Here is a 25,997-nt window from a genome sequence, read left to right as displayed (position 1 = left end):
CTTTTTCTGTTTGAGTGATTAAAAAATAAGTTATATTGCGGAAAAATCAGTATTTTTGAACATTTTTTAGCTATAAACCTGTAAATTTATTACTAAAAATATGACTTATATTCTGCATCATTCACATAAAAAACAGTTTTTCAGATGGACTCATAACTAATCATTCAGCAAACCGACGATTAATTCACCACACATCCGGCATTCTAAAACAACCTAGTGTACAAAATACATTCAAACACGATTTTCTGTTGGTTTGCGAGCATTAGTCCTGACAAAAGTCCTGACAAAAAAACGCCTTTCAAACTCACTTTAATTTTTCAAATCTTTGTTTTGATGCCATGAACTTCGGTTTTCATGGCTTGTGCTTTTAACGACGTGTTCAATGTTCAGTGATGTAAACCAGCGCATTTAATGGAATCAATTGATAAAGTTCTACAACATCGCTGTTTCGCATGCGAATACAACCATGTGACATAGGTATACCCATTGGTTCAGTATCTGGTGTGCCATGAATATAAATATAACGCTGATAAGTATCACAGCCCTCACCCACATTAAAGCCGGGTTCCAAACCACTGAGCCACAATATTCGAGATAAAATCCAATCCCGCTCAGGATGTAATGCGGCAAGTTGCTCGTCGTAAACCTCACCTGTCCACTGACGTGCTTTAAAAACTGCATTTTGAGGTTGTTGTCCACCAAACTTTTCCGCAATTTGATGCCAACCACGTGGAGTCTTACCACTATTTTCTTGTTCACCAATGCCATTTTTACCCGATGAAATTAGATAAAACTTATTGAGCTTCGGCAAAGTTAAAGTTTGATCTTTCAAGTTAATCAGGATATCGGCTTGATCTTGGGTATATTCAGACATGCTCTTGCTCTTTCTGCTTATCTTTATCTACTGGTTGTGTCTGCGGCGATTGTTCAATAGTCCGCATCTGATTTGGCTCAGGTCGTGTCCATAACCAAATACCAACGATCAACATGGTTAAGTCCGTGAAAATCTTGACGGCAATCGGTGCAGAAGTAAAAAGCATAATCAGACCACTCACAAACATCATGATCGATGCAAACCATTTTGCTTTGCGGGGGACGGTGCCATTTTCGCGCCAAGCGCGTAGGGTTGGGCCGTATTTAGGATGATTCAATAACCAAGCATCCATTTGTGGCCAGCCTTTTGAAGCTGCCCATGCTGCTAATATTAAGAAGACTGTCGTGGGCATTCCCGGCAATAAAGCCCCTATAAAGCCTAAAATGACAAAGACAACCACTAAGCTTCGCCAAAACAACGTCTTCATACCGCTACCCTGAACTTTCAATTCAGGTAGTATAAGATGTTTTTAACAATTATCCGTTGTTATTCTGCATTATTCGAAAGGTTTCAATATGGCTGTAACCCCGACAACGTCGTCTTATTTTGAGCCATGGTTGCAATTTAAACAGCCCTTAGTTCGCCAATTGGCTTTCTGTATTGCTAGCCCAAATATTCTGCAGCAAATTCCCAATGAACTCGAAATCCGCTATCCCTTTCATTTTCATCCAAACGAGCTTTGGCATAAATATTTTGAAGCCTATCTTCCCCGTTTAAAACAACTCGAACAACACCCAAGTGAATTAGTAGAATTTTTACAAAAATTAAAAAGTACTCGCCTTGGTTTACGTTTCGAAATGTTTATATGGTTTTGGCTGCTCGATCACCCATACCATCCATACCAGTTACTCGGACATAGCATTCAAAAAATTGACGGCCCTCGTACAGTTGGTGAACTGGATTTTGTTTTAAAAAATACCGAAAGTGGTAAAGTTGAACATTGGGAAGTGGCTTTAAAATATTATCTAGCCGAGCGCGATTTTCAATTACCCTATTGGTATGGCTTAAATCGTAGTGATACTTTGGCTCGTAAGCTTAATCATTTTACCCAAAAACAATTCCAATTTGATGAAGCACTTGGGCAGCAGATTCAACAGCGCTATTGCGTTTTAAAGGGCCAATTATATTTACCTATTCAGCGTACCAACGCATTGCCAAACTGGGTCAATCCTGCGCGTAGAATAGGTCAATGGGGACATGTCATTCCATCTACGAGTCAAGGCTATTATCGCCTACAACGACATGAATGGATCTGCGTGCAGCAGCAACCGACGAGTGCAACCGCACATTGGTGGACAGATGGTTTATATAAAAAAGACAGTGATGAAAGCTATTATATGTATAGACAGCCACGCTTGGTTTTGCCGCAAACAATTTAAGACTCAATGCACCATTTAGTAGAAATTTACATTTATTTACTCAACCACCGTAAAAACCACCTACTGTTTGATACGGCTATTTTTTAATCTAAATCTCACAACAGAATAATTTAGTCTTCTAAAAATTATTCTTTCATAATGGAGATTACATTCAATGAAAAAAATTTTAGCTGCATCACTTATGGTTGCTTTCGTACTGACAGGTTGTAATACAGTAAAAGGTGTTGGTAAAGACGTATCTAAAGCTGGAGATGCTGTAACCAATACTGCTGAGAAAACTTCGGAAGAAATTCGCCGCAATTAATTTCTTTCCCAAGAATTTATAAAAGAGCCCTATTTTTTTAATAGGGTTTTTTACGTCTAAATTTCCCTTCGCTTGTTGATTCGCCTATTATATTGCGACATTTTTGACTTCTGTATTTAGCATGACCTCAACAGCAACTCTTGATCTCAGCCTAGAACTACTTCGCCAACCGTCGGTGACACCGATTGACCATACCTGCCAGAACATTATGGCGGATCGTTTAGCCAAAATTGGCTTTAACATTGAAAATATGCGTTTTGATGATGTAGATAATCTTTGGGCACGTAAAGGGACTGAAGCACCAGTATTTTGCTTTGCAGGTCATACGGATGTAGTACCTACGGGTAACTTGGATGCATGGGGTTCTGACCCATTTCTTCCTGAAATTCGCGACGGAAAACTATATGGTCGTGGCAGCGCAGATATGAAAACCGCGTTGGCAGCTATGGTTGTTGCTTCCGAACGTTTTGTTGCGAAACATCCAAACCATAAAGGTTCTATTGCATTTCTCATTACCTCTGACGAAGAAGGTCCTTCGATCAATGGGACAGTCAAAGTTGTTGAAACTTTAGAAGCGCGTAATGAAAAAATGACTTGGTGTTTGGTGGGTGAACCTTCAAGCACCAACACACTTGGCGATATTGTTAAAAATGGTCGTCGTGGTTCGCTAAATGCCAATTTAACAGTTAAAGGTAAACAAGGTCACGTTGCTTACCCACATCTAGCAATCAACCCAATCCATACAGCTTCAAAAGCATTGGCTGAGCTTTGCGATACCGTGTGGGACAATGGTAACGAATACTTCCCTGCAACGTCGTTCCAAATTTCCAATATTAATGCCGGCACAGGTGCAACCAACGTTGTTCCGGGCACGATGAATTTACTGTTTAATTTCCGTTATTCAACAGAAGTAACGGCAGATGAACTCAAAGCACGTACCTTGGAAATTTTAGATCGTCATGGTGTTGAATATGACATCTCTTGGACGTTATCTGGTCTTCCATTCCTAACCCCAGTCGGTGAGTTAGTGAATGCCGCACGTGATGCCATTCGAGATGTTACTGGGACAGAAACTGAACTTTCGACCAGTGGTGGTACTTCTGATGGTCGATTCATTGCGCCTACAGGTGCACAGGTGCTTGAGCTGGGTGTTTTAAATGCCACGATTCACCAAATCAATGAACACGTCAATGTGGCAGAGTTGGAACCACTTTCTGAAATTTACGAAAAGATTTTAGAAAACCTGTTGGCTTAAATATTCCCCACATAGTCAAAAAAAGGAACTCAATGGAGTTCCTTTTTTATATCTCGTTTTTACAAATACTAAGCCGCTTGAAGCCCAATGCTGTTTTGAATATTGGCTAAATTTGGAATATGAAATACCTGATCGGCCATGCGTACATATTGGAAAATATTGGCGTCTTTCACGGTTTTTTCTTCATCAACCACTTCAGAAATACGCAGACGAATGGTTTTCGGCATTTCATTACACATCAGTGCAAAACGCTGTCCAACATCATCGCCTTCAATCACCAAAGCCACGCCCTGATTTTTTGCAGGATCATTGACCGAGAAAACAGGCAATTTCAATTCATGCCATTCAACAAAAGGAACCTTGGTTGCACTATCGAGCGCTGAAAGCACAATATTTTGTGGCAACAACATTGGCTCTTTACCATGACAATCGATGATATACGCATCGATAAAACCGGTAGAAACCGTAATGAGATGTTGCAGTTCCTGCTGATCAATTTTATCGCTGACAACCTGAGAAACAGTGTTTTGGCTCATAAATTACCCCTGCTTTTCTGCAATTAAAGCTTCAATATTGGCAAGCAATTCAGCTTCTTGGAATGGTTTACCCATATAGTGAGTCACACCTAAGCTAAATGCACGCTCACGATGTTTTTCACCAGTACGCGATGTAATCATAATGATTGGCAAGTCACGGTGAATGTCGTGGTGACGGACTAAGTTTGTCACTTCGAAACCATCCATACGTGGCATTTCAATATCGAGTAGCATCAAGTCTGGACGGACATTTTCAAGCTGCTCAATTGCATCTACACCATCTTTCGCGGTCACGATGTCATAACCTTGACGTTCAAGTAAGCGTGAAGTCACCTTACGTACTGTCACCGAGTCATCGACAATCATCACTAAACGACGTGCATTGGATTGACGGCCCAAATCACGCTGTTCAGCTGAATGTTTAACACGCTGCGTAGTTTGAATTTGACGTGCAATATTTTGCCCATCCAAAATCAAACATACATGACCATCACCTAGAATCGTGGCACCTGCAATCGCGGCCACACTGGTAAATTGTTGACCAATTGGTTTCACCACGATTTGAGAACGTGAACCCACCAGCTGATCTACCAATAAAGCAATGGTTTGACCACTGTTGCCTTTTATTAGCAATACAGGCAATGAATGGCCGACATTATTTAAACGTGGAATTGGCTGATTACCCACAAACTCTGATAGATAACGTAGTTTGTAATTGGTGTTGTCAATTTTAAACACGTCATCCTTACTATTGAAGTAAGTTTCGAGTGCCGTAGGTGCAATACGGACAATACGTTCAATTTGCGCTAATGAAATCGCATATTGCTGATCGCCCGCTTTCACCATCAAGGCATCGCTGACCGCTACTGTGGTTGGTACACGAATGGTAAAGGTCGTCCCTTTACCTAACTCAGACTCAACGGAAACATGACCACCCAAGGCTTTAATTTCACTTTGCACCACATCCAGACCAACACCACGACCCGAAATTTGCGTTACCGATTGTGCCGTTGAGAAACCTGGATGGAAGATCAATTGCAAGATTTCTTGTTTATCGAGGAACTGATCCGCTTTGATTAAACCAAGTTTTAAGGCTTTGTCTTTAATTTTGGTTTCATCAATCCCTTTACCATCATCACTGAAAGACACCAGTACATCAGTACCCTGACGACTAATGTTCAAGACGATGCTACCTACTTCTGGCTTTTTTAAAGCCAAACGGTCAGCAGTATCTTCTAAACCATGGTCGACCGCATTACGCAGCATATGTTCAAATGGTGTCACCAAACGCTCTAAGATCGTACGGTCCAATTCACCTTCTGTATTTTGAACAATCAATTCTGCAGGACGGTTCAAGGTCGAAGAGGTTTGACGCACAATACGTTGTAAACGTGGTAACAAACGATCAAATGGCACCAAACGGGTACGCATCAGACTTTCTTGAATTTCTGACTGAATACGTGATTGTTGTAATAACAGACCTTCCGCATCACGGATTTTTTCTGCCAAAGTACTCTTGAAGTCAACCAAATCCGACGCAGATTCGGCTAGAGATTTTGACAATTGGTTAATCGATGAATATTGGTCCATCTCCAATGGGTCGAAATCCGCATAGCGTGAATTTTCAGAACCATGTTTGGCAATAATTTGTGACTCAAGCTCACCATCCATTCGACGTAACTGGTCAGCAAGTCGCTTAATTGCTAACTCCATTTCATTCAAGGTATTGCCTAGCTGACCTAAGTCCATTTCAATACGTGAACGGTTAATCGAGTTTTCGCCTGATAAGTCAATCATCTTCTCGACGAGATCAGCCGAGATACGAATCATCTCATTGCTGTTATCAGAAGAATTGGCTTCAGTCCACTCACCCAACATCGATGGCGGTTCAACACCATCACCTTGAATAAATTCAAAGCCTTTGCTGACGATACCTTGTTCCAATTCTGCAACACGGTTTGGCAGTTGAACCGTAACATCCACATATTGAATGGACTCTAAGCTCAATTTGATGCTGTCAAAATTACTATAGTCGTGGTTGAAGATCGCTTCTTTTAACCATGCCAACGTCGTTTTGAGTAAGCCGTCATATGCATTTGAGTTGAAATGATGAACCGCGAAATGCTCAAACGTCGTCTCAAGTTGATACGCAATTGCGGCAACAGGTTCATTTTCAACCATACGCGCACCACCCTTAATACTGTGGGCAGCACGTTGTAATTGAAGCAATACGTTACGGTCACTACGTTGTTCAGTCCATTGATTTAATAATTGAACGGCTTGTTCAAGAATTTCCTCAGACTCTTCAAGGAAGGTTTCTTCCATGACAGAACGTAGATCATCATCTGGATGCTCAACATGATCAGCAACCGCATGTTCAAGATGTTCAACAGCGGACTCAGTGTGAGCAGTCGTTTGAGCTTCAACCACTGCTTCTGCTGTGTCTTCAACAACATTCATCGGCTCTGACACCGATACATCTGGTTCTACTGCTGCTTGTTCAGTTTCAGCTAAAATAGGAGCCGAAGCCAATGCAACAGGTTCTGAATGTTCTCCTGCCACAATTGACTGAATATTCCTTAGAATATCGATCACATTATTCGCTGGGTAGTCGATCCCTTGGTCACGAATGGTTTGAATACGATCTGAAATATCATCCTGCACCAAGCGAATAATTTGAATTAACGCAGGAGTAATCGAAATTTGCTGACGAATAATGCGCTCATAAATTGACTCCAATTCATGCGAAATTAAACCCACATGAGACGCGGCAATCATATTTGCACCACCTTTTAGGGTATGCAAATAACGCATTAAATTATTCAAAGCTGAAGTATTGGTCTTATCACGTGTCCAAGTACTGAGGTCTTGGTCAATCCCCACCAATAATTCTTCTGCCTCTTCAATAAAGATCCCTAAAAGATCTTCATCAAAGTCATTATTCGCATCCGCCGCTTGCATCTGTTGATGATCAAGTTGGATACGCTGACTTAATTGTGCAAAGTCTACTGCTGTTGTATTTGGAACAGCGGCTTTATCTTCTGCAGTGGCAACAGGTTCGGCAACGATATTGGCTTCTTGTGTAGTCGTTGCTGCAACTGCTTCAATGTCTTGTTGAACAAATGCAGCTAGCTCATTTAAGAAACGCTGAACCTCTTCACTTAACACCACACGCTGACCCGCAGCTAAGGTGTCAAATAAGTGAATGAATTCTTGATGCGCTTGTGCAAATAACTCATATCCATAATCAGCATGGAGCAATTCAGGCTTTTCAATTAAAGACTGATACGCTGCACGCATTTGAGTCGTGAAATCATGGATACCAACAGACGCACGATTATCCGTATGTTCAATCAACTCTAAAGCTTGTTGACTGAGCTGTTGAATATAGTCTGGGAATTCAGCTAGAGCACGTTTATCAAACTCAAATTCAGCATCTAATAACTGATCAATATTTAATTCGATTAGTTTAGAAACCAAACCTTGCGGATTATCTTCAGGCGCCAATTGATCTTGGCTTGCAAAACCATAATCATCCCAAGCGGCTTTGAAGGTTTCATAAATAGACGCAAGATTTGCCTTATCCCCTGAACGGAGCACGTGTAAATAATCACGAACAAATTCAGCATATTGAATCAATAAAGCAGTTTCTTTCGAGCTCGATACGATTTCGTCTTGCAATAAGGTTTTGAATAAATTTTCAACTTTTGAACTGGCTTCAAAAATCTCTTCGATTTGTGCCATCGACGAACTACCACGTAAGGTGTGTAGCGCGCGAATCAAGCCATTATAGTCTTGTGATTTACTATCATCAGATTGGAGGAACTGATCAATCGTTTGTAGATGTTCTTCAGCTTCTTCAATAAAAATGCTCACAGTCTCTTCGACCAGTGATGCATCTGCATCCACTTGCTCAAGATTTGTTTCTGATTCGGCCACTGCATCGATCGTGCTTTCAACTACTTCCACATGTTCTGTAGTTTCAACTTCAGTCAGCTCTAAACCAGTGACAGCATCTTCAGATTTTAATTGATCTGCCAGTTTTAATAATTCTTCGAGTGCAGGCTCAAGGCTAATATTTTGTTGTAATTGTTGCCCCATTAAAACCAATGGACGTAAGTCAACATCCAATTCGGCAACATTTTTAAACCGTGGATAGAGCTTATATTGATAAACATTTAAAACTGTTTGTGCAAACTTTTGAACGGTCGGCGTTAACTGTACTGAACCCGCAATAACACGGTTCAGCGTATCTTCAACTGCCCATGCAGATTCACCCGCCGATTTTGCCCCGACCATACGACCTGAACCTTTCAGGGTATGGAAATGACGACGAATCGTCGTTAAAGTGTCTTTATCTTGTGGATTTTCCAACCAAGTTGTAAATAAACCCGCTAGTTCTTCAAAGATTTCTTCTATTTCTTCAACAAAAATCTCTAAAATTTCTGCATCTTGATCAAGATAACTATCTTCAGGAAGCGTAGTTGTTTCAACTAAATTTTTTAATATTTCTTTCATAGCTAAGGCTTCTTATGTTTTGCCACCAAGAAGGTTGCTCAAACTTAATTGTAACCATCACCTAAGACTTAACTGTGACGTTAAGTTCACCTTATCGATGTGTTATCTGTAATCGGTGCAGTACCCTAGCCGTAGCTAAGGTACTGCAGGTTTGCGCCTGACTTACTCTGGGAGTTTAAAGTCAGATACAGATTCACGTAATGATTCAGCCATGTTCGCCAATTCAGATACCGAACGTGCAGTATCAAATGTTGCACTGGTGGTTTGCGAGGTAATTTCTTGTACAACGTTCATCGTTGTCGCAATATGACCTGCAGAAGCAGACTGAAGTTTTGCAGCATCCGAAATGTTTGCAATCAGTTTCGCCAAGTTACCCGATACAGACTGAATTTCATCCAGTGCTACGCCGGCATCTTTAGACAAGTTCGCACCACGTACAACTTCCGAAGTCGTTTGTTCCATCGAAATTACGGCTTCGTTAGTATCCGTTTGAATGGTTTTTACCAAGCCTTCAATCTGTTTGGTTGCAGACGCTGAACGTTCCGCAAGACGCTGTACCTCATCCGCTACCACGGCGAAACCACGACCTGCCTCACCCGCCATCGACGCCTGAATTGCTGCGTTTAATGCCAAGATGTTCGTTTGGTCGGCAATATCGTTAATCAGTGCGACAATGTTACCAATCTCTTGAGAAGACTCACCCAAACGTTTAATACGTTTTGAAGTTTCCTGAATCTGTTCACGAATCGTGTCCATACCTTCAATTGAACGGTTTACAACATCTGCACCGTTTGCAGCAATTTGTACTGAACGTTCTGCTACGACAGCTGATTCTTCAGCGTTCGAAGATACTTGGTCAATCGACATTGCCATTTCGTTAATCGCGGCAGATGCACCAGCAATCTCTTGCGCCTGATGCTCAGATGCTTCTGCAAGCTGGTTGGTAATACCCTGCGTATTCGCCGTATATTGTGCAACTTCTTGAGAAGTTTCTGTAATACGCGATACAAGGTCACGTAATTGGTCGATTGCGAAGTTAATCGAGTCGGCAATCGCACCAGTAAAGTCTTCAGATACCGTCGCATACGAACGTAAGTCACCGTCTGCAAGATCGGCAATTTCATCGAGTAAACGTAAAATCGCGTTCTGGTTACGGTCATATTCTTCTTGAAGACGGGTTACACGGAATTTATCCGATTGACCACGTAAAGAAAGAAGTTTGAACACACAGATCAAGAAGGCTGTTAAAGCAAGAATCAACAGTACCGCAGGTAAAATGGTTTTCAAGCCTGTGCTAGAAGACAATTGATTTAAGTTGTCCAACAATTTGTCTGACTCAGCAAAAATTTGTGAAGATGCTTTACGTACGTTCACAATTTGCGTTGAGTTTTTCAAAATTGTCGCAGCCGCTGATTTTAATACATCGTCATATTCAGCTTTAATGCCTTCAAGTGACTCACGTAATTCAGGGCTTTCAATACGTTGTACACCAAGCTCTGTACTACCATCCAATTGGGCATTTAAGTACAAACCGAAGGTTTCAGTATCGGCACTGAAGTCATCTGCAGACTCACGTGAGCTATCAGAACCTGAAAGCACCGAACTGATCGAACGTAAAATACGTTCTGCAATGAATACCTGGTTTTTCGCAATCACCACCTGGTTCGAAGGCATGTCTTGACGTGCCATTTGGTCGACCATCAAGTTATATTCCGCCTGAATCCCCGGAATGGTTTCACCAATCGCGATGTTCGTGTCATATAACTTATTAATGATTTTTTGTTGCGAAGTAATCAAGTCAATACTTTTTGAAACCTCAGCCCACTGCGTATCTACAGATTTCAGCGCATCTGTATTTGCATGAATGTCTTTTACAGTTTCTAAGTTTTCTTTGAACGAATCTTGAGAGGCAATTAATTTTTTCATTGCATCTTCAGTACCTGAAGCAGTTGCCTCAGTTGCTTGACGCGAAATTGTTTGCGAAAGAAGACGGAGTTCACCCAAACTTTGCGTTAATTGGTTACCGCGAGGAACGCTATAGAATAGGTATAATAAAATAATCGTTGCCAGTACTAATGAACCAATCGCACCATAAATAAATGGTTTGGATTTTTCACTATCACCAAAAACTCGAGATAATTGATCTGTCTGTGATTGCAGTTTTGCCAGAAAAGCATTACCGCCTTTACGACCACTGGTGCTTTCACCCGTATTTTTCTTTTTAAGTTTAAAGCCCATTCAGCTTCTCCCCGATTACGCCTTCTTTCGTTCGTGCGCGACAATTAATTTATAAATTTTATAGATGCGTTCATGTATTTTGGATTTTGCAGTAAACGACTGAAGAGAAATACATTCCACTGCTGGTTATGCTGGTGGAAATACCCCTGACAATATTCCTGTAAATTTCGATCCAACTCATTATGTTTAGAAAAATAACTTTTCTTATTAAAGTGTTGAATACCCAAAACTTGATCGACTACCAAACCGACATAATGGTCATTATGACTAATACATAAAACTTTTTGAGTGGGTGAAAAACTACTTCGATGACCGGTTATATATTGTGCTAGGTCAGACAAAGAAAGTAAGCGTCCCCGAATATTGGCTAGTCCCATCACCCAAGGTTGGGTATTGGGAACTGGCGTATATTTTGGTGGGTAGATCACTTCAGCTACTTCACCTAAAGGAGCAACGTAATATTGCCCCATCATCTCAAAAGCAATGCCTGACCATCGGTTTACTTCATTTTCAGTGGAAACGTAGTTTTTGTTTCCTCGTTTTGCGATTCGAAGTAATTCGATAAATCCATTTGCTGCCATAGAGCTTTATCCTGCATTGAGGTGTTGCTTAATCACATCAATTAATTGTTTTTCGTCTACAGGTTTAGTCAGATAATCAGAAGCACCTTGGCGTTTACCCCAAACACGGTCAGTTGCCTGATCTTTGGTACTTACAATGACAATCGGGATATGTTTGGTGGTCGCACCACGTGCAATTTGACGTGTTGCTTGGAATCCATTCACACCCGGCATTACCACATCCATTAAGACCAAATCAGGTAACTCAGCTTGAGCCATTGTCACACCATCTGCCCCATTTGAAGCTTCAATCACTTCAAAACCGTGTTTACCTAAAATTTCTTTAAAACGGAATGTTTCTGTTGGTGAATCATCAACGATTAGGATACGTGCCATGCTTTTTCCCCAAAAAATAAAAAATCTAATTAAGCTGTAACGTGATTACGGATTGCATTCAGCAATTCATCTTTACTGAATGGCTTCGTTAAGTATTCATCCGAACCCACAACACGACCCTTCGCCTGATCAAATAAACCGTCTTTACTTGAAAGCATAATCACAGGAATATTTTGATAATTTTGAGAGTTTTTAATCAGGGCACAAGTTTGATAGCCATCAAGACGTGGCATCATAATATCGACAAATACGATATCTGGATTCGCATCTGCAATTTTTGAAAGTGCTTCAAAACCATCTACAGCAGTGACGACTTCACATCCTTCACGCTGAAGCAGCGTTTCGGCCGTACGACGAATGGTTTTTGAATCATCAATTACCATGACTTTTAGATTTTGGAATTTATCGTCCATTTATTGACCCTACCCATTGAGGATGTACAAACAATTAAGTTAGCAGCATTATTATTTACAAGTTGTGAACATTTTTAACATATCTTTACTTGCGTTTTCAATGAACATTTTCTGCGCAAACACACAAGATTTCTTGTTTTTATTAACTGCTTCACACTTTCCGATGACCAACGATTTTTTTTTAACTTGGAATAGTATTTAATTGTCTTAATTAAGCATATTATAGCAAGATTATTACTTTAAAATAAGTAATTTAGTCAACTTTAAACTGGGGAGTACAAGGTTGAGTCCGTTTACAAAAAAAATTCACTTGATTGGCCTTAAACATTTCTCAAAAAAAGTCATTCTGACGACTTGTTTACTGGCTTATACCCCGCTTTTATTTGCTGCACCAACCAATACGCAGCAACCACAAAAGGCGACTTGGTATCGTTACTATGACAGTAAAGGCATAGCAAACATCAGTACCAATGTGACACCAAATCACATCCGCTATGGTTATGAAGCACTTGATCAAAATATGCAAGTGATTAAACGTAACCGCCCCTACAATGCTGAAGCGGACGTTAGACAAGCTCCTCAGCGTGCTGCCCAAGCACGTCAGCAAGCTTCAGATATCAAACTTAAAAAAGCCTATACCAATAGCCGAACTGCGGCCATTAAAAAGCGTGATGCACTGACTGGTATACGTAAACAGATCGTGTTTGAACAAGAACAATTAAAACAATTACAAAATGATCGTGTATTATTTGTTCGCCAAGAACGTGAACATTTTCGAAAAGGTGAAACCGTTCCGGCAAAATTAAAAACAATGTTGGATAATAATCAAAAAAATATGGTAGCGAAAAAAGAATACATTCAATCGTTACAAACTCGCTATCGAAATACAGAAGCTGAATACGACAGAATTATTACGCGTTTAAAAGCGATGGAATAAACTTGTTATTCAATTGCTTTTGTAGACCGCTGATATAAGGACCATTATGCAATCTGCACAGCAATCATCCCCATTTTTAAAGCTTAGCCTGCTTTGCATAAGCCTGACTTTGGCTGCATGTCAAAAAGAAGATTCGCAGCAAAGTGTAAAACCAGAAAATAAGATTGAATTGATTCAACAAGATCTGGTCACGATCGAACAAGGCAACGCAATTTCCAAAACTGCATTTACAGGCACCATTCGGGCGGTCAATCAGAGCAGTATTCAAGCCCAAGTCACTGCGACTGCAACCAATGTTAATGCAGAGGTCGGACAACGTGTCAGCAAAGGCCAAGTGTTGGTGCGTTTAAATAATCAAGACAATGCCGCACGTCTTGCTCAATCACAAGCAAACCTTGCATCCACACAAGCTCAAGCCAATCAAGCCAAACTAATGATGGAGCGCAAACAGCGTTTGCTAAATCAAGGCTTTATTTCCAAAGTAGAGTTTGAACAAAGTCGTGTCGATTACCAAGCTCAAATGGAAAATGTTCGTGCCCAACAAGCCAATGTCGATATTGCACGAAAAGCCAATCAAGACGGCACCATTTATAGCCCTATCCAAGGCGTGATTACCAAACGTGATGTTGAACCGGGACAAACGGTTGCTGCGGGACAAACCCTTTTTGAAATCGTCAATCCAGACCAATTGGAAATTCAAGCCAAATTACCAAGTGATCAGCAAGCTGCACTGAAAATTGGACAAAAGATTGAATATAGCATCCAAGGCAATAGCAATTTACTCACTGCACAAATCAGTCGGATTTCACCCATTGCTGATCAAGCAAGTCGCCAAATTGAATTTTTTGCAGCCCCAAATGAAACCATTACATCATTAAGTATTGGTGCTTTTGTCGAAGGTCACATTTTAGGTACAGATAATATTTCAGGCCAAAAAATTCCACTCGACACCATTCAAAGTCTAAAAGACCAACCTTATGTCTGGGTCATTCGTCAAAATAAAATTGCCAAAGTGCCTGTACAAATTTTGAATCAGAGTTATAGCAATAACACCGCGATTGTTCAGGGCTTACAAAATAGTGATCTGATCAGCCGAATTAAATTTAATGATTCAGATATCAAACAAGATGTAAGTATCAGCCAAAATTAAAAGAATAAGGCAGGACATTTGTTATGTGGTTAACCCGAATTAGTGTGAAATATCCTGTTTTCACCATTATGATGATGTTCTGTCTGATGGTACTAGGACTCGCATCTTGGCAACGTATGGGTGTTGAAGAGTTTCCTGATGTCGACTTCCCTTTTGTTGTGGTCTACACCAACTATCCAGGTGCTTCTCCTGAGTCTGTCGAATCTGAAATCACCAAGAAACTTGAAGATCAGATCAATACCATTTCAGGCCTCAAGCAAGTCATTTCTCAATCCAGTGAAGGTTTATCCACGGTTATTGTCGAATTTAATCTAGACGTCTCATCCTCTGTAGCTGCACAGGATATTCGAGATAAAATTGCACCGGTAACCGCACAATTTCGTGATGAAATTGATGACCCCATTGTAGAACGCTACGACCCTACTGCCAGTGCGATTATGTCGATTGTTTTTGAATCAAAGGACATGTCTTTACGTGATTTGAGTTCCTATCTCAATCAACGGATTGTGCCACAGCTCAGAACAGTTCCCGGTGTAGGTACGGTCAATTTATTGGGCGATGCGCAGCGACAAATTCGAATACAAGTAAATCCGCAAAAATTACAAAGTTTCGGGATTGGGATCGATCAAGTTATAAACACCCTAAAATCTGAAAATATTGAAGTTCCGGGAGGAACCTTAAAACAAAAGAACTCAGAATTGGTGGTCGAAATTAAATCTCGGGTTATTCACCCAAATTCTTTTGGAGATTTAGTGGTTGCCAATAAAAATGGCGCGCCGATTTATCTCAAACAAATTGCCGAGATAGAAGATAGCCAAGCCGAAATGGAGTCGAGTGCCTATCTGAATGGTAAAACAGCCGTTGCTGTCGACATTCTGCGAAGTTCGGACTCTAATGTGATTGAGGTGGTTGATAATACCCGTAAAACTTTAAGTAAAATTCAACAGCAATTACCACAAGGCACGACGGCAGAAATTGTGGTTGATTCATCTAAAGGTATTCGTGGCAGCATTAAAGATGTGGCACGTACCATTATTGAAGGTGCTGTACTTGCAGTCTTCATTGTTTTGCTATTTCTCGGTTCATTTCGTTCGACAGCTATTACAGGTTTAACCCTACCGATTTCGCTACTGGGCACCCTCACCTTTGTTTGGATTTTTGGTTTTACCATCAACATGATGACCCTACTGGCTCTCTCGCTGAGTATCGGTCTACTCATTGATGATGCCATTGTGGTTCGTGAAAATATTGTCCGCCATGCCGATATGGGCAAGGACCACGTCACCGCTGCACTCGACGGCACGAAAGAAATTGGTTTAGCCGTATTGGCCACAACATTGACCATTGTCGCAGTATTTTTACCTGTGGCATTTATGGGCGGCATTATTGGGCGTTTCTTCTATCAATTCGGTGTAACCGTCAGTACCGCTGTACTGATTTCGATGTTTGTGAGTTTCACCCTTGACCCGATGTTGTCTGCTCACTGGGCAGAGCGCCACGATCCAAATAAAAAGCCGGGTAAAATCAAACGTTTTTTTAACTGGATTTCGGGCAAGCTCGACAACCTAAGCCATCATTATGAAAAATTACTCAAGCTTGCTTTAAAATTTAGGCTCATTACCCTTTTAATCGCCGTCGCGTCTTTATTTGGTGCATTAGGTTTATCCAAAATGATCGGAACTGAATTTGTACCCGTACCAGACAAAGGTGAAATTCGGATCAAATTTGAAACACCAATTGATGCAACCCTTGAATATTCGCAGGCTAAGCTTAAGCAAGTAGATCGTATCATTCGCCAACATCCAGAAGTCAAAGCCACTTATGGTGCAATTAATAGTGCCACTGACCGCGGCAAAAACCATGCTAGCATTCGTGTCACTGTTTCACCACGTACGGAGCGTAGTCAAACATTAACGGATCTCAACAATGAATTCCGTACCCGCTTAAAACATGTAGCAGGTATTACCATTACCTCGATTGCCTCAGCTGATGAAACAGTATCGGGCGGCCAAAAGCCGGTAATGATCTCGATTAAAGGACCAGACTTAGATGAGTTACAACGCATTTCAGATCGATTCTTGGTTGAAGTTGCCAAAGTCGAAGGTATTGTCGACTTAGAAAGCTCACTCAAAGAACCTAAACCGACCTTAGGTGTACATATCAATCGCGTTTTAGCCAGTGATTTAGGTTTATCCGTCAATCAAATCGCCAATGTATTACGCCCTCTTCTTGCGGGTGATAATGTAACAACGTGGAAGGATGATAAAGGCGAAACCTATGATGTAAATTTAAGACTCACTGAAGATCAGCGTCGACTGCCAACTGACATTCAAAGCATGTACATCACATCACAAAAAACCGATGCTGCAGGCTTACCTATTTTAGTTCCATTGGCAAGTGTGGCAAGCTTTGAAGAAACACTTGGTGCTTCACAAATTAACCGTCGTGATCTGGCACGTGAAGTAATGGTTGAAGCCAACACAGCAGGACGTCCTGCGGGTGATATTGGTGCCGAAATCAATGAGATAGAGAAAAACTTCGACTTGCCACCAGGTTATAGTTTTGTCACGCAAGGTGCCAATAAAGATATGGCTGAGTCTGCGGGTTATGCAATGACAGCGATTACCCTCTCTATTGTATTTATTTATATTGTTTTGGGTTCACAATTTAATAGCTTCATTCACCCTGCAGCCATTATGGCTTCATTGCCCTTATCATTGATTGGGGTGTTCTTAGCCTTATTCTTATTTAATTCAACCATGAACCTCTTTTCCATTATCGGGATTATTATGCTCATGGGCTTGGTGACAAAGAACGCAATTCTACTCATCGACTTTATTAAAAAAGCCATGGATCATGGTGTAGATCGTTATGACGCAATTATTGAAGCAGGTAAAACCCGTTTACGCCCCATTTTAATGACCACCAGTGCAATGGTGATGGGTATGGTTCCGCTTGCACTTGGTCTAGGTGAAGGCGGTGAACAAAGCGCGCCAATGGCACATGCCGTGATTGGCGGAGTGATTACTTCTACCTTACTGACACTCGTGGTTGTTCCAGTGATTTTTACCTATTTGGATGATTTCCGAAACTTCCTTGCACGTCAGGCCAAAAAAATCATGTCATAATGACAAAATCTAAAATGAGGTGACTTTGGAAAATGTTCACCTCATTTTTTATTGTATACTCTCCACTTTAACGCTTAATTTTTTAGGACAGTTTCCATGCGCGCGAGTCGCTTTTTATTTGCAACGTTAAGAGAAACCCCAAACGATGCTGAAGTTATTTCACATCAGCTTATGCTTCGTGCCGGGATGATTCGTAAATTGGCTTCAGGTTTATACACTTGGCTGCCGATGGGCGTTCGCGTATTAAATAAAGTTGAAGCGATTATCCGCGAAGAGATGGATCGTGCTGGTTCACTTCAAGTCCTGATGCCTGTCACTCAACCCGCATCTTTATGGGAAGAATCAGGTCGTTTCGTACAATATGGTCCAGAACTTTTACGTTTTAAAGACCGTCATAACAATGACTTTGTACTTGGCCCTACACATGAAGAAGTGATTACAGATCTTGCTCGCAATGAGTTGAAAAGCTATAAGCAATTGCCTGCAAACTTCTACCAAGTACAAACCAAATTCCGTGACGAAATCCGCCCTCGTTTCGGTGTGATGCGTTCACGTGAATTCATCATGAAAGATGCCTATTCTTTCCATGTTGACCAAGCCTCTTTACAAGAAACCTATGACAACATGTATGCAGCTTACTGCAAGATTTTCACGCGTTTAGGTTTAAATTTCCGTCCAGTTCAAGCGGATACAGGTTCAATTGGTGGTTCTGGTTCACACGAATTCCACGTCCTTGCGTCTAGCGGTGAAGATGACATCGCATTCTCTACAGAGTCAGATTATGCTGCTAACGTAGAAATGGCTGAAGCCGTACTAGTTGGTGAACGTGCTGCTCCGACTAAAGCACTTGAAATTGTTGATACACCAAATCAAAAAACCATAGCTGATGTTTCTGAATTCCTTAAATCAAAACCTGCTCAATCTGTAAAAGCATTGTTGGTTCAAGGTGTTGCTGAAGAAGGTAAAGCTGCGCCAGTGGTTGCCTTATTCCTACGTGGCGACCATGAACTGAATGAAATTAAAGCTGAAAAACACCCATTAATTGCTGCTCCATTGGCCTTTGCAACTGAAGCACAATTAGCTGACTTAGGCTTAACTGCTGGTTTCTGTGGCCCTCAAGGCTTAACCGAAAAAGGCATTACCGTTATTGTTGACCGTGCAGCGTCTGTACTTTCAGACTTTGTTGCTGGTGCAAACCAAGTTGATAAACATGCTGTAGGTGTAAACTGGGAACGTGATGCACAATACACCGAAGTTTATGACCTGCGTAATGTTGTTGAAGGTGACCCTTCTCCAGATGGTCGAGGTACAATCTTGATTAAACGTGGTATCGAAGTTGGTCATATCTTCCAGTTGGGTCAAAAATACTCTGAAGCGCTTGGCTGCAAAGTTTTAGGTGAAGATGGCAAACCTCTCGTTGTGACTATGGGTTGCTACGGTATTGGTGTAACTCGTGTTGTTGCTTCTGCGATTGAACAAAACTTCGATGACAAAGGTATTATTTGGCCGTCTGCAATTGCTCCTTTCGAAGTTGCTATCGTGCCAATGAATGCACATAAGTCACCACGTACAATGGAAGCAGCTGAAGCACTGTATGCAGAATTAACTGCTGCTGGTTATGATGTTCTTCTTGATGATCGTAATGAGCGTCCTGGTGTTAAATTCTCTGATATCGAGTTAACAGGTATTCCACACCGTATCGTTATTGGTGAGAAAGGTTTGGATGCTGGTACATTTGAGTACAAAGGTCGCCGTGATGAAGAATCAAGCAACCTCAGTAAAGAAGACCTTTTAGCGAAAATTGCAAAATAATTTGCGCTAAATATAAAAAAATCCCGCTAAGTGCGGGATTTTTTTATATTAAATACTTTAAGCCTTAACAGAATTTCAGCCCGCCGAAGCAGTTAGAACGAAACTCCTGTCCAGAAAGTTTTAAATTGTTTAATGGGAAATCAATTAATGACGGGTTTTTAATTTCTTTAACATCTAAAGCCGAACCTGCAACACAACCAAAGATTAAATCTCCACAATTACGAACATTGGTACTTAAGTCATGGTTAATTCCAGCGATCGTTTGTTTCAACACTTCATCCGTAATCGCCACTTTATCTGAAGGTGTAATACTCCCCAAATCGACCTCATCTTCCATCGCCAACCACCAACCTCTTTCTGCTGCAACTGCAGCACCAGGCCAGAGTATTTTTTGAGCTTGTAAGGATAACGAAGCAGGGTTATTTAGATAAAGTGCATGGATCAAACCTAAACTTTGATTTACCGTAATATCGGTTTGTAGTCCAGTAAGATAGCCTGTTACGTCTTTATTCAAATTAATATTTAACCCAAGTAGAGAGATCTGAGCTTCTAATGGACCACTAAAATCTAGACGATCAACTGTACCTGTGCCTTTTAATACCGCAATATTATCCTTAATTCTATTCCCGCTCACGACAGTGGCTGGAATTGTAAAAGGTGCTGTGGTTGATTTTAAATTAAAAGAATAATTATCTGATTTGTAGTGAAGCGGTAGATCAACTTCAGCACCAAATAATGTCCCCTTAACAGCCCCTTCAATGTATTGCTGCGTAGAAGCATAGTCCATCACACGCTCGGCAGTTGTTGCAACACCCGCAGACGCTTTGGTTTTCATATACCCACTAAAGGTGTTGATACCATTGGGTGTATTACTATTTTCTGTACCTAATGTCATTAACCCAGAAATTTTTTCAGCGCTCAGACGAAAGCCCATCACTTCACGAGTTGCAGCTGATTTGGGATCTTTAATTGCAATTTCGATAAAAGGATTGGTCAACAAAGCAGAAGTTGCCGCACGTTCATCAGACGTATAATTGCTATTTACAGGCAATCCACTCAATGAAATATGATCGATATCAATATCACAAGCACCTGAGCCATTTGCACCACCACAACCCAATTGCAGCTTTTTAATATTGGCATTGAGCTCCATTTCAGCTTCTAAACCAAGCTTATAAAAGCCGACATTGGATTGGTCTACGGCTTGTCCACTCTCATCCACAGAATTATACCCCTGCGTATATTCCATGGAGAGTAATGCTTGACCATCAACTTTTGATAAGCTTTCATCATCTAAAGCCATCATTGCATGAGATAAGCTACTCATCGCAAATGTCGAGAAGATCAAACCTCTGATTAACTTCTTTTTCATAACAAATTCCCTGTTCGTTATTTTATTTATTTGTTATTGATTTAATATTATTAGCGTGGAGTAATCCCCATGGTGCTTCGCATTGTTCCACCGGTTAGGGCTATATCCGCCATCTTTTGCATATTGCCATTTGTTAACATCGATACTTCTGCACGAAACGCTTTAGACATATTATTGGTTGGATTGAATTTCACCTGATTATCAAACTCTACCGAATCTTGTTTCATTTTAATTCGAGCATCAAAACCTAGATCACCCTGCATTTTATTAATATTGATACTTGAAGCTGAAACGACACCGCTGGCATTTACATCTTCATTCATCAAACTTAAATAGCTTCCCATAACTTTTTGATCTTTCTTTTCAGCATCTGTTAAGGCTTTAAATTCAAAGCTTCCACGGAAAGACAAATAATTATTTTCTGCACTGTCATTTAGACCCGGTACTATAAATAGCTCCCCCTTACCATCGAGCTTAAACGCAATATTCGTCAACACATCATCACGTTTAGAGAAATTATCTAAAGGTACTGTTGTCCCACATTTGACAGAAGCTGTAGTCGCACAGTTATAGGTTGAACCCGGAAGTTGACCAATCGCTAACTCGGCATTGGCTGCAATCAATAAATTATCTGCACGTACATAGATACCGTCATTTTCATAACCAATCACACCATCAGATTGAATAAGGGCATTGATGTTTCGTAAGCCTGCATAATAATTGACTTCTTGACCATTAATACCTTTTTTACCATCAATCAAAATAATGGAAGTTGTACTTGGTGTTCCTGTTTTTTTATCAACACCATAACCATCTGTGCTCATTACAAGGTTATAGCCAATACCTGATTTTTCAGCCGCATTTTTATAACTGTATTTTTTCTCTGATAATGCAACATTGGCATTCATATTATAAATCGGGATACCAATCCCCCAACTGTTGTCATTACTTGCAATTGCAGCAATTGAGTTATCAGAAATAAATCGTGCGGTACGCGCGATGGACTGAAAATCCATACCACGAATCGCCACAAGTGCAAAATTTCCACCCGCCGTTTGATTTGACAGATTCTGGGTTAAAACATTATTGGTTAAGCCTAATGTCGCTTTTAATTTATCATTTACCAGAAAATCAAGGCTTTTGGCTTGAATGGTATTGATATAAATATCGCCAAAATCAATATAGGCATTTTTATCAGCAACTAAAGACGTTAAATTAGAAAATTCAATGGCATAACTACCAATACCCGTATGGCCAATTTCTAAGGTTGTCGGTGCTTGACCTGCAACAAGACTCGGATCATCCTTTGAAGTAAAATCCGCGCGCACTCCTAAATGTAAACCACCTGAACCAACAGACTCATATCCTGAAGCTTTCGTTGCTAGACCAAAATCTTTGATTCCTTCTTGATTGGCGTTTAAGGCCACTCGTGCATTAGTGACAGCACCCGATGCTCCCATACGAATTAAATTCCGCTGTGCACCACCATCGGTACCGTATCGTAAATCGATATTAACGCCGGGGTTTGTGGCATCGCTACGTGAGCTATGCACATCTGATGTGTCCTTGACCCGCCCCAAATTGACCGTATGATCTTTGCTCCCTGTGGATTTTGTGGTGAGAACAATGCCTTCATCAGCTGCAACATACATATAACCTGAACCAGCAAAGTTAAAGTTAAAGTCCTTTAAGGTTACGCTATATCCATTCATCCCATGACTAATACTGGCATTTTGCAATTGAAATTCCATATACGCCGTATCATTACGGTTAAATAGACCATTGCTGGTTTCAAGTAATACTTTTAAAGGTGAAGATGTTGCAATCGTAAGTGAACCTAAATTTTGTGTAGGCGTTTGGCACGTTGTTCCTTGACACAGCAACATAATATTTTGTGCAACAGCCGTAAATGGGCTGACACTCGCAGCTATACGCATGCCTACACCAGCATCCGTAGTCCCAACATCAAAATCTAATTTTGATGTAATGGTGCTTTGCCCAACGCCATCTATTTGCACATTGTGCAAACCCATTTTCATCTTATTTTGGTCGGTTGGGTCAACCCAATTTAATTGATCGACTTTGACTCTAGAAACTTCATGGGTAATCGAAATACCATCTTGGCCAGTAACTGCACCCAAGCTTTCGTCGGTCATTGCTTCAAAAGCATAGGTGTGTTGAGCAAGTAAAATACTGGTTGCGAGTGCCGTCAAAGTTGTTATTTTTTTCATCACTATATCCTTATATTCAGTCACAGCTGATTAACAGCGACCTGCACCATTTCCAGTGCAGTTAAAACTGAAGATGTTTAACTTTCCACTCATGTGCATGTTGCCATGCACATTAACACCCATAAATCCTTGTTCTGAACCACGATCAAAATCAGGCACAGCTAAAGTTGAAGTTGTTCCATCAGCTTTCTTTTCGGTATAGGTCGTATAAGTACTGGTATTCTCGTAACCTTCCTTACCTGTCGTACCTGTTTCCACCGCCAACGTAGCAAAGCCTAAATTCCTAATTTTTAATGGCTTATCATCATAAAATGTCAACTGCATAGCCGTTTGTGGATTACCTTCACGATTGATAATCGTCACACCATCTAGTGAAAATTGATCGATCTGTAACGTTCCTTGAAACTGTTTAAACACCAACCATTTCTTATTACCATTTGCATCCACATGATTATTGGGCGCAAGTGCTAAGCGACAAAACTCATTGGATGAACATTGATATCCATAAAATGCTTGCGTTGTTTTACCATTCGCATCCATGATTGATATGTTGTTTTTTGACATATCATTGGCATATTGATGATTTAAGGAAAGTGTCCAACTGAGATCTGCACCGCCTTGACCGGTTGCAGCGGTAAGTTCCCTATTATCCATAGACACTAAACCTGCATGAGTTTGTGTCAGTGCAGCACAAACAACAGCGCATAAAATTTTATACATGTGATTTCTCCTACAGCCCTGTTGTTCTTATTTTTAAGTGCTGAATCAATACGCCATCTATGGCAACAGATCCTAAATTCGTGCTTTGTCCATTGACACCTTTAAACACCACACCTGTCGCAGTATCCGTACTTTTTGCATTCAACAGATTACCAGGCAAGCGCTCTACTGTACCGATCGCAATGCTACTGTGTGTTGCATTACGTCCTTGATATAGTGCTGTCGCATCTGAAGAGTTTGCTTTTAACTCCGTGCCACAACTATAGACGTTACAGGTTGATCCTTTAAAGTCTGAGGCATTTAAACCCGATGTACCTGTGGTATTACCAGCGATATCCGTATAGTAAGTATAAATTTTACTGTAAATAGAAGGTACATTTGGAATACGTGTCACTTCCAAAATAATATTTCGACCTTCTGAACCCACAATAAAGGGCTGATACATATTTCCTAAAACTAAATTGATATTTGGGCTATATAAATATAGACCTTCAGTTTCATGAAAGATTGGAGCTGCAGATCGATCCATCGCTGGTGTCGCTGCTGTTCCATCATCCAATTCAGGGCGTGCAGCTGTACTGATACGCATGCCGCGAGCATCCAAATCTCCATCATTGATACTCAGTGACTCAGCACGATCATTGGTATTAATACGAATTAAACTGGCTAAACCTAAGGTTTGGTTGTAATTTGTATTTGTAGATTTTAGGGTTTGAAAAATTCGAACTTGTGATCCATTAAAACTCAGGCCATTCGCAACAATTTGAGTACGTAAACGATAGTCTTTATCTAAGCCGCTAGTCGGCGCACCGGTAATCGGATCGACGACATTGCTTGAATTCAACGACCGTGAAAATACATCCATCCACAAACCAAGCTTGATGTTGTTAGATGCATCATCTGCCGCAATTTTCTTTAATGGTGCCTCAATCGCTAAGTAACCAACATTCCCCTTATTATCTTTCGCAAATTGTTCAACATCTTGATTACCCGCATGGAAAAGCCATGGGTTTTCTGCTGTACCCCAATTAAATCCTTGGTCTGTATAGCGCGTTGCTAATGAACTTTTTCCATTTTTATCTTTGCTATTGGACAGGGCTAAGCCATATATAAATACATCTGCTTTCGATCTGAGGCTCGATACGGTCGCAGTCGAGGCAATTTGTTTTGCTGTAATTTCAGCATTTTTTTTCACCGTTGCTAATGCTGAATCACTCGCCTTTTGAGCTTCAAGCTTGGCATAGTCCGTTGCCAACTGATTGAGGGTTTCTGCAGCTTTGGCATTTAACTGAGCATCTTTTGTTGGATCAATAAGATTTGAACGTGTAATTTTTCCTGAGACATAATTTTTATAAAACGTAGACCCAGCAGGTAAATTACCCGTACTATTGTTACCGTATAGTAACTCAATCATTTCATAGGTATTTTTTAAAGCAGCAGCTTGAGACTTTTCTTTTAACCACGGTGTAATTGATTCTTTCGTTGTACCATCATCTTCTAATTTCAAACCAGACGATGAACCATCATAATAATCTGCATAACGCTGATCGTAATATGCCTTCATCGTTGGTGATTCAAGATAAGACTGTACTAATCGGCCACGATATTCTGTTGAATATGTTGCGATGGTTTCATTGGTTACTCGTGTAGCATTATTGGTCTCATAGGTGCTTTTAGAACTTAAGAAAGTGGAGTCATAAACACCGTTATAGCCCGTAACTCGGCCTTGCTGATAGGCATCAACATATGCAGCTTTATAGATTTTATCGTAAGCACGCTGGCCTAATTGTTCATAGTTTTCACCTGTAGGAATAATCCGAATAAAACCTGTATCGCTTTTCCCTGGATCAACCATACCAGACGCATAACTAGAAGCCGTAGAACGGTCATTTGGCCCTTGAAAGACCATTTTGAAATTTTCTAAAGTGAGTGCAACACCTTCACCTGTTGTGGCTGAAAGTGCTTCATCTGATAAATCTTGAAGCGCATAAACAGATGGTGCAGCAAACATGCTGACTGCGGCTGCTAAGCAACTCTGGCGGAATAACTTAGCCTGGGTGAATTGAGTCATCTCGACCTTCCTTTTATCAGATGCTCTGCATCTCTCTTATATTTATTCCTGAGAACTGGCTTTGATGTTATTGTCCATTTATTCCTTAAATGGAGACTTGTGA

The 25,997-nt window shown here is 40.7% G+C and carries 19 protein-coding genes; 7 read left to right on the top strand and 12 right to left on the bottom strand.

The genetic code is table 11. The annotated features are described in order from the left end of the window. Positions 1-379 precede the first annotated feature (379 nt). On the bottom strand, positions 380-874 hold the full coding sequence (gene elsL / locus MST17_RS04025) for a cell wall-recycling L,D-carboxypeptidase ElsL (protein WP_180007533.1): 495 nt from the start codon (positions 872-874) through the stop codon (positions 380-382). After that, entirely contained in the window at positions 867-1,301 is a 435-nt protein-coding gene (locus MST17_RS04020) for a YbaN family protein (protein WP_180025833.1), read from the bottom strand. Before MST17_RS04020 ends, elsL begins: the two co-directional genes overlap by 8 nt. A gap of 88 nt (positions 1,302-1,389) precedes the next feature. On the opposite strand from MST17_RS04020, the gene MST17_RS04015 reads away from it, so the two are divergent. The 3 genes from MST17_RS04015 to dapE all read left to right on the top strand — a co-directional run bounded on the left by MST17_RS04015 (position 1,390) and on the right by dapE (position 3,812). Beyond that, on the top strand, positions 1,390-2,253 hold the full coding sequence (locus tag MST17_RS04015; RefSeq protein ID WP_180025834.1) for a DUF1853 family protein: 864 nt from the start codon (positions 1,390-1,392) through the stop codon (positions 2,251-2,253). A gap of 154 nt (positions 2,254-2,407) precedes the next feature. Beyond that, positions 2,408-2,557, top strand: coding sequence for an entericidin A/B family lipoprotein (locus MST17_RS04010; protein WP_078191053.1), 150 nt, complete (start codon positions 2,408-2,410; stop codon positions 2,555-2,557). A 121-nt stretch (positions 2,558-2,678) separates the two neighbouring features. Then, positions 2,679-3,812, top strand: a complete 1,134-nt coding sequence (gene dapE, locus MST17_RS04005) for a succinyl-diaminopimelate desuccinylase (protein ID WP_180025835.1) — start codon at positions 2,679-2,681, stop codon at positions 3,810-3,812. A gap of 68 nt (positions 3,813-3,880) precedes the next feature. Here the strand turns inward: dapE and MST17_RS04000 are convergent, their stop codons facing one another. The 6 genes from MST17_RS04000 to pilG form a co-directional block, all read right to left on the bottom strand. Next, on the bottom strand, positions 3,881-4,348 hold the full coding sequence (locus MST17_RS04000; protein ID WP_168379297.1) for a hypothetical protein: 468 nt from the start codon (positions 4,346-4,348) through the stop codon (positions 3,881-3,883). 3 nt (positions 4,349-4,351) lie between these two features. After that, the gene (locus MST17_RS03995; RefSeq protein ID WP_180025836.1) at positions 4,352-8,866 is read right to left on the bottom strand and encodes an Hpt domain-containing protein; all 4,515 of its coding nucleotides are present in this window, start codon (positions 8,864-8,866) and stop codon (positions 4,352-4,354) included. A gap of 162 nt (positions 8,867-9,028) precedes the next feature. Continuing rightward, on the bottom strand, positions 9,029-11,104 hold the full coding sequence (locus MST17_RS03990) for a methyl-accepting chemotaxis protein (protein ID WP_078192256.1): 2,076 nt from the start codon (positions 11,102-11,104) through the stop codon (positions 9,029-9,031). A 44-nt stretch (positions 11,105-11,148) separates the two neighbouring features. Continuing rightward, positions 11,149-11,685: a chemotaxis protein CheW gene (locus MST17_RS03985; RefSeq protein WP_078191058.1), complete on the bottom strand. Its 537-nt coding sequence runs from the start codon at positions 11,683-11,685 to the stop codon at positions 11,149-11,151. 6 nt (positions 11,686-11,691) lie between these two features. Continuing rightward, on the bottom strand, positions 11,692-12,060 hold the full coding sequence (locus MST17_RS03980; protein WP_078191059.1) for a response regulator: 369 nt from the start codon (positions 12,058-12,060) through the stop codon (positions 11,692-11,694). A gap of 29 nt (positions 12,061-12,089) precedes the next feature. After that, positions 12,090-12,473, bottom strand: coding sequence for a twitching motility response regulator PilG (gene pilG / locus MST17_RS03975; RefSeq protein ID WP_078191060.1), 384 nt, complete (start codon positions 12,471-12,473; stop codon positions 12,090-12,092). A gap of 343 nt (positions 12,474-12,816) precedes the next feature. On the opposite strand from pilG, the gene MST17_RS03970 reads away from it, so the two are divergent. The 4 genes from MST17_RS03970 (at position 12,817) to MST17_RS03955 (ending at position 19,500) form a co-directional block, all read left to right on the top strand. Beyond that, positions 12,817-13,410 (top strand): hypothetical protein, encoded by a 594-nt coding sequence (locus tag MST17_RS03970; protein WP_373683064.1) that lies wholly within the window; start codon positions 12,817-12,819, stop codon positions 13,408-13,410. A 46-nt stretch (positions 13,411-13,456) separates the two neighbouring features. Then, on the top strand, positions 13,457-14,560 hold the full coding sequence (locus MST17_RS03965) for an efflux RND transporter periplasmic adaptor subunit (RefSeq protein WP_180025837.1): 1,104 nt from the start codon (positions 13,457-13,459) through the stop codon (positions 14,558-14,560). 23 nt (positions 14,561-14,583) lie between these two features. Then, complete coding sequence (locus tag MST17_RS03960; RefSeq protein WP_180025838.1) at positions 14,584-17,688, top strand: efflux RND transporter permease subunit; 3,105 nt, start codon at positions 14,584-14,586, stop codon at positions 17,686-17,688. 96 nt (positions 17,689-17,784) lie between these two features. Further along, positions 17,785-19,500: a proline--tRNA ligase gene (locus MST17_RS03955; RefSeq protein WP_180025839.1), complete on the top strand. Its 1,716-nt coding sequence runs from the start codon at positions 17,785-17,787 to the stop codon at positions 19,498-19,500. Between the two features lie 64 nt (positions 19,501-19,564). Here the strand turns inward: MST17_RS03955 and MST17_RS03950 are convergent, their stop codons facing one another. Genes MST17_RS03950 through MST17_RS03935 form a run of 4 tightly spaced genes read right to left on the bottom strand, consistent with a single transcriptional unit; the run spans position 19,565 to position 25,894 of the window. Continuing rightward, positions 19,565-20,872 (bottom strand): hypothetical protein, encoded by a 1,308-nt coding sequence (locus MST17_RS03950; protein WP_180009837.1) that lies wholly within the window; start codon positions 20,870-20,872, stop codon positions 19,565-19,567. A gap of 50 nt (positions 20,873-20,922) precedes the next feature. Further along, positions 20,923-23,103: a DUF6160 family protein gene (locus tag MST17_RS03945; protein WP_180025840.1), complete on the bottom strand. Its 2,181-nt coding sequence runs from the start codon at positions 23,101-23,103 to the stop codon at positions 20,923-20,925. Between the two features lie 30 nt (positions 23,104-23,133). Further along, positions 23,134-23,823: a hypothetical protein gene (locus tag MST17_RS03940; protein ID WP_168379306.1), complete on the bottom strand. Its 690-nt coding sequence runs from the start codon at positions 23,821-23,823 to the stop codon at positions 23,134-23,136. Positions 23,824-23,833: 10 nt separating this feature from the next. Then, on the bottom strand, positions 23,834-25,894 hold the full coding sequence (locus MST17_RS03935) for a hypothetical protein (protein ID WP_180025841.1): 2,061 nt from the start codon (positions 25,892-25,894) through the stop codon (positions 23,834-23,836). Positions 25,895-25,997 lie beyond the last annotated feature (103 nt).

Source organism: Acinetobacter sp. YH16056_T (assembly GCF_024605895.1).
Lineage (GTDB): Bacteria > Pseudomonadota > Gammaproteobacteria > Pseudomonadales > Moraxellaceae > Acinetobacter > Acinetobacter amyesii.
This window is presented reverse-complemented; position numbering and strand designations above follow the sequence as displayed.

What these genes read in the sequence shown, in the direction of transcription:
- MST17_RS03935 (WP_180025841.1), bottom strand. Translation starts at nt 25,894, where the DNA reads ATGACTCAATTCACCCAGGCTAAGTTATTCCGCCAGAGTTGCTTAGCA.
- MST17_RS03980 (WP_078191059.1), bottom strand. Translation starts at nt 12,060, where the DNA reads ATGGCACGTATCCTAATCGTTGATGATTCACCAACAGAAACATTCCGT.
- MST17_RS03965 (WP_180025837.1), top strand. Translation starts at nt 13,457, where the DNA reads ATGCAATCTGCACAGCAATCATCCCCATTTTTAAAGCTTAGCCTGCTT.
- MST17_RS03945 (WP_180025840.1), bottom strand. Translation starts at nt 23,103, where the DNA reads ATGAAAAAAATAACAACTTTGACGGCACTCGCAACCAGTATTTTACTT.
- MST17_RS03985 (WP_078191058.1), bottom strand. Translation starts at nt 11,685, where the DNA reads ATGGCAGCAAATGGATTTATCGAATTACTTCGAATCGCAAAACGAGGA.
- MST17_RS04015 (WP_180025834.1), top strand. Translation starts at nt 1,390, where the DNA reads ATGGCTGTAACCCCGACAACGTCGTCTTATTTTGAGCCATGGTTGCAA.
- pilG (WP_078191060.1), bottom strand. Translation starts at nt 12,473, where the DNA reads ATGGACGATAAATTCCAAAATCTAAAAGTCATGGTAATTGATGATTCA.
- MST17_RS03995 (WP_180025836.1), bottom strand. Translation starts at nt 8,866, where the DNA reads ATGAAAGAAATATTAAAAAATTTAGTTGAAACAACTACGCTTCCTGAA.
- elsL (WP_180007533.1), bottom strand. Translation starts at nt 874, where the DNA reads ATGTCTGAATATACCCAAGATCAAGCCGATATCCTGATTAACTTGAAA.
- MST17_RS03955 (WP_180025839.1), top strand. Translation starts at nt 17,785, where the DNA reads ATGCGCGCGAGTCGCTTTTTATTTGCAACGTTAAGAGAAACCCCAAAC.
- MST17_RS03990 (WP_078192256.1), bottom strand. Translation starts at nt 11,104, where the DNA reads ATGGGCTTTAAACTTAAAAAGAAAAATACGGGTGAAAGCACCAGTGGT.
- MST17_RS04020 (WP_180025833.1), bottom strand. Translation starts at nt 1,301, where the DNA reads ATGAAGACGTTGTTTTGGCGAAGCTTAGTGGTTGTCTTTGTCATTTTA.
- MST17_RS03960 (WP_180025838.1), top strand. Translation starts at nt 14,584, where the DNA reads ATGTGGTTAACCCGAATTAGTGTGAAATATCCTGTTTTCACCATTATG.
- MST17_RS03950 (WP_180009837.1), bottom strand. Translation starts at nt 20,872, where the DNA reads ATGAAAAAGAAGTTAATCAGAGGTTTGATCTTCTCGACATTTGCGATG.
- MST17_RS03940 (WP_168379306.1), bottom strand. Translation starts at nt 23,823, where the DNA reads ATGTATAAAATTTTATGCGCTGTTGTTTGTGCTGCACTGACACAAACT.
- MST17_RS04010 (WP_078191053.1), top strand. Translation starts at nt 2,408, where the DNA reads ATGAAAAAAATTTTAGCTGCATCACTTATGGTTGCTTTCGTACTGACA.
- MST17_RS04000 (WP_168379297.1), bottom strand. Translation starts at nt 4,348, where the DNA reads ATGAGCCAAAACACTGTTTCTCAGGTTGTCAGCGATAAAATTGATCAG.
- dapE (WP_180025835.1), top strand. Translation starts at nt 2,679, where the DNA reads ATGACCTCAACAGCAACTCTTGATCTCAGCCTAGAACTACTTCGCCAA.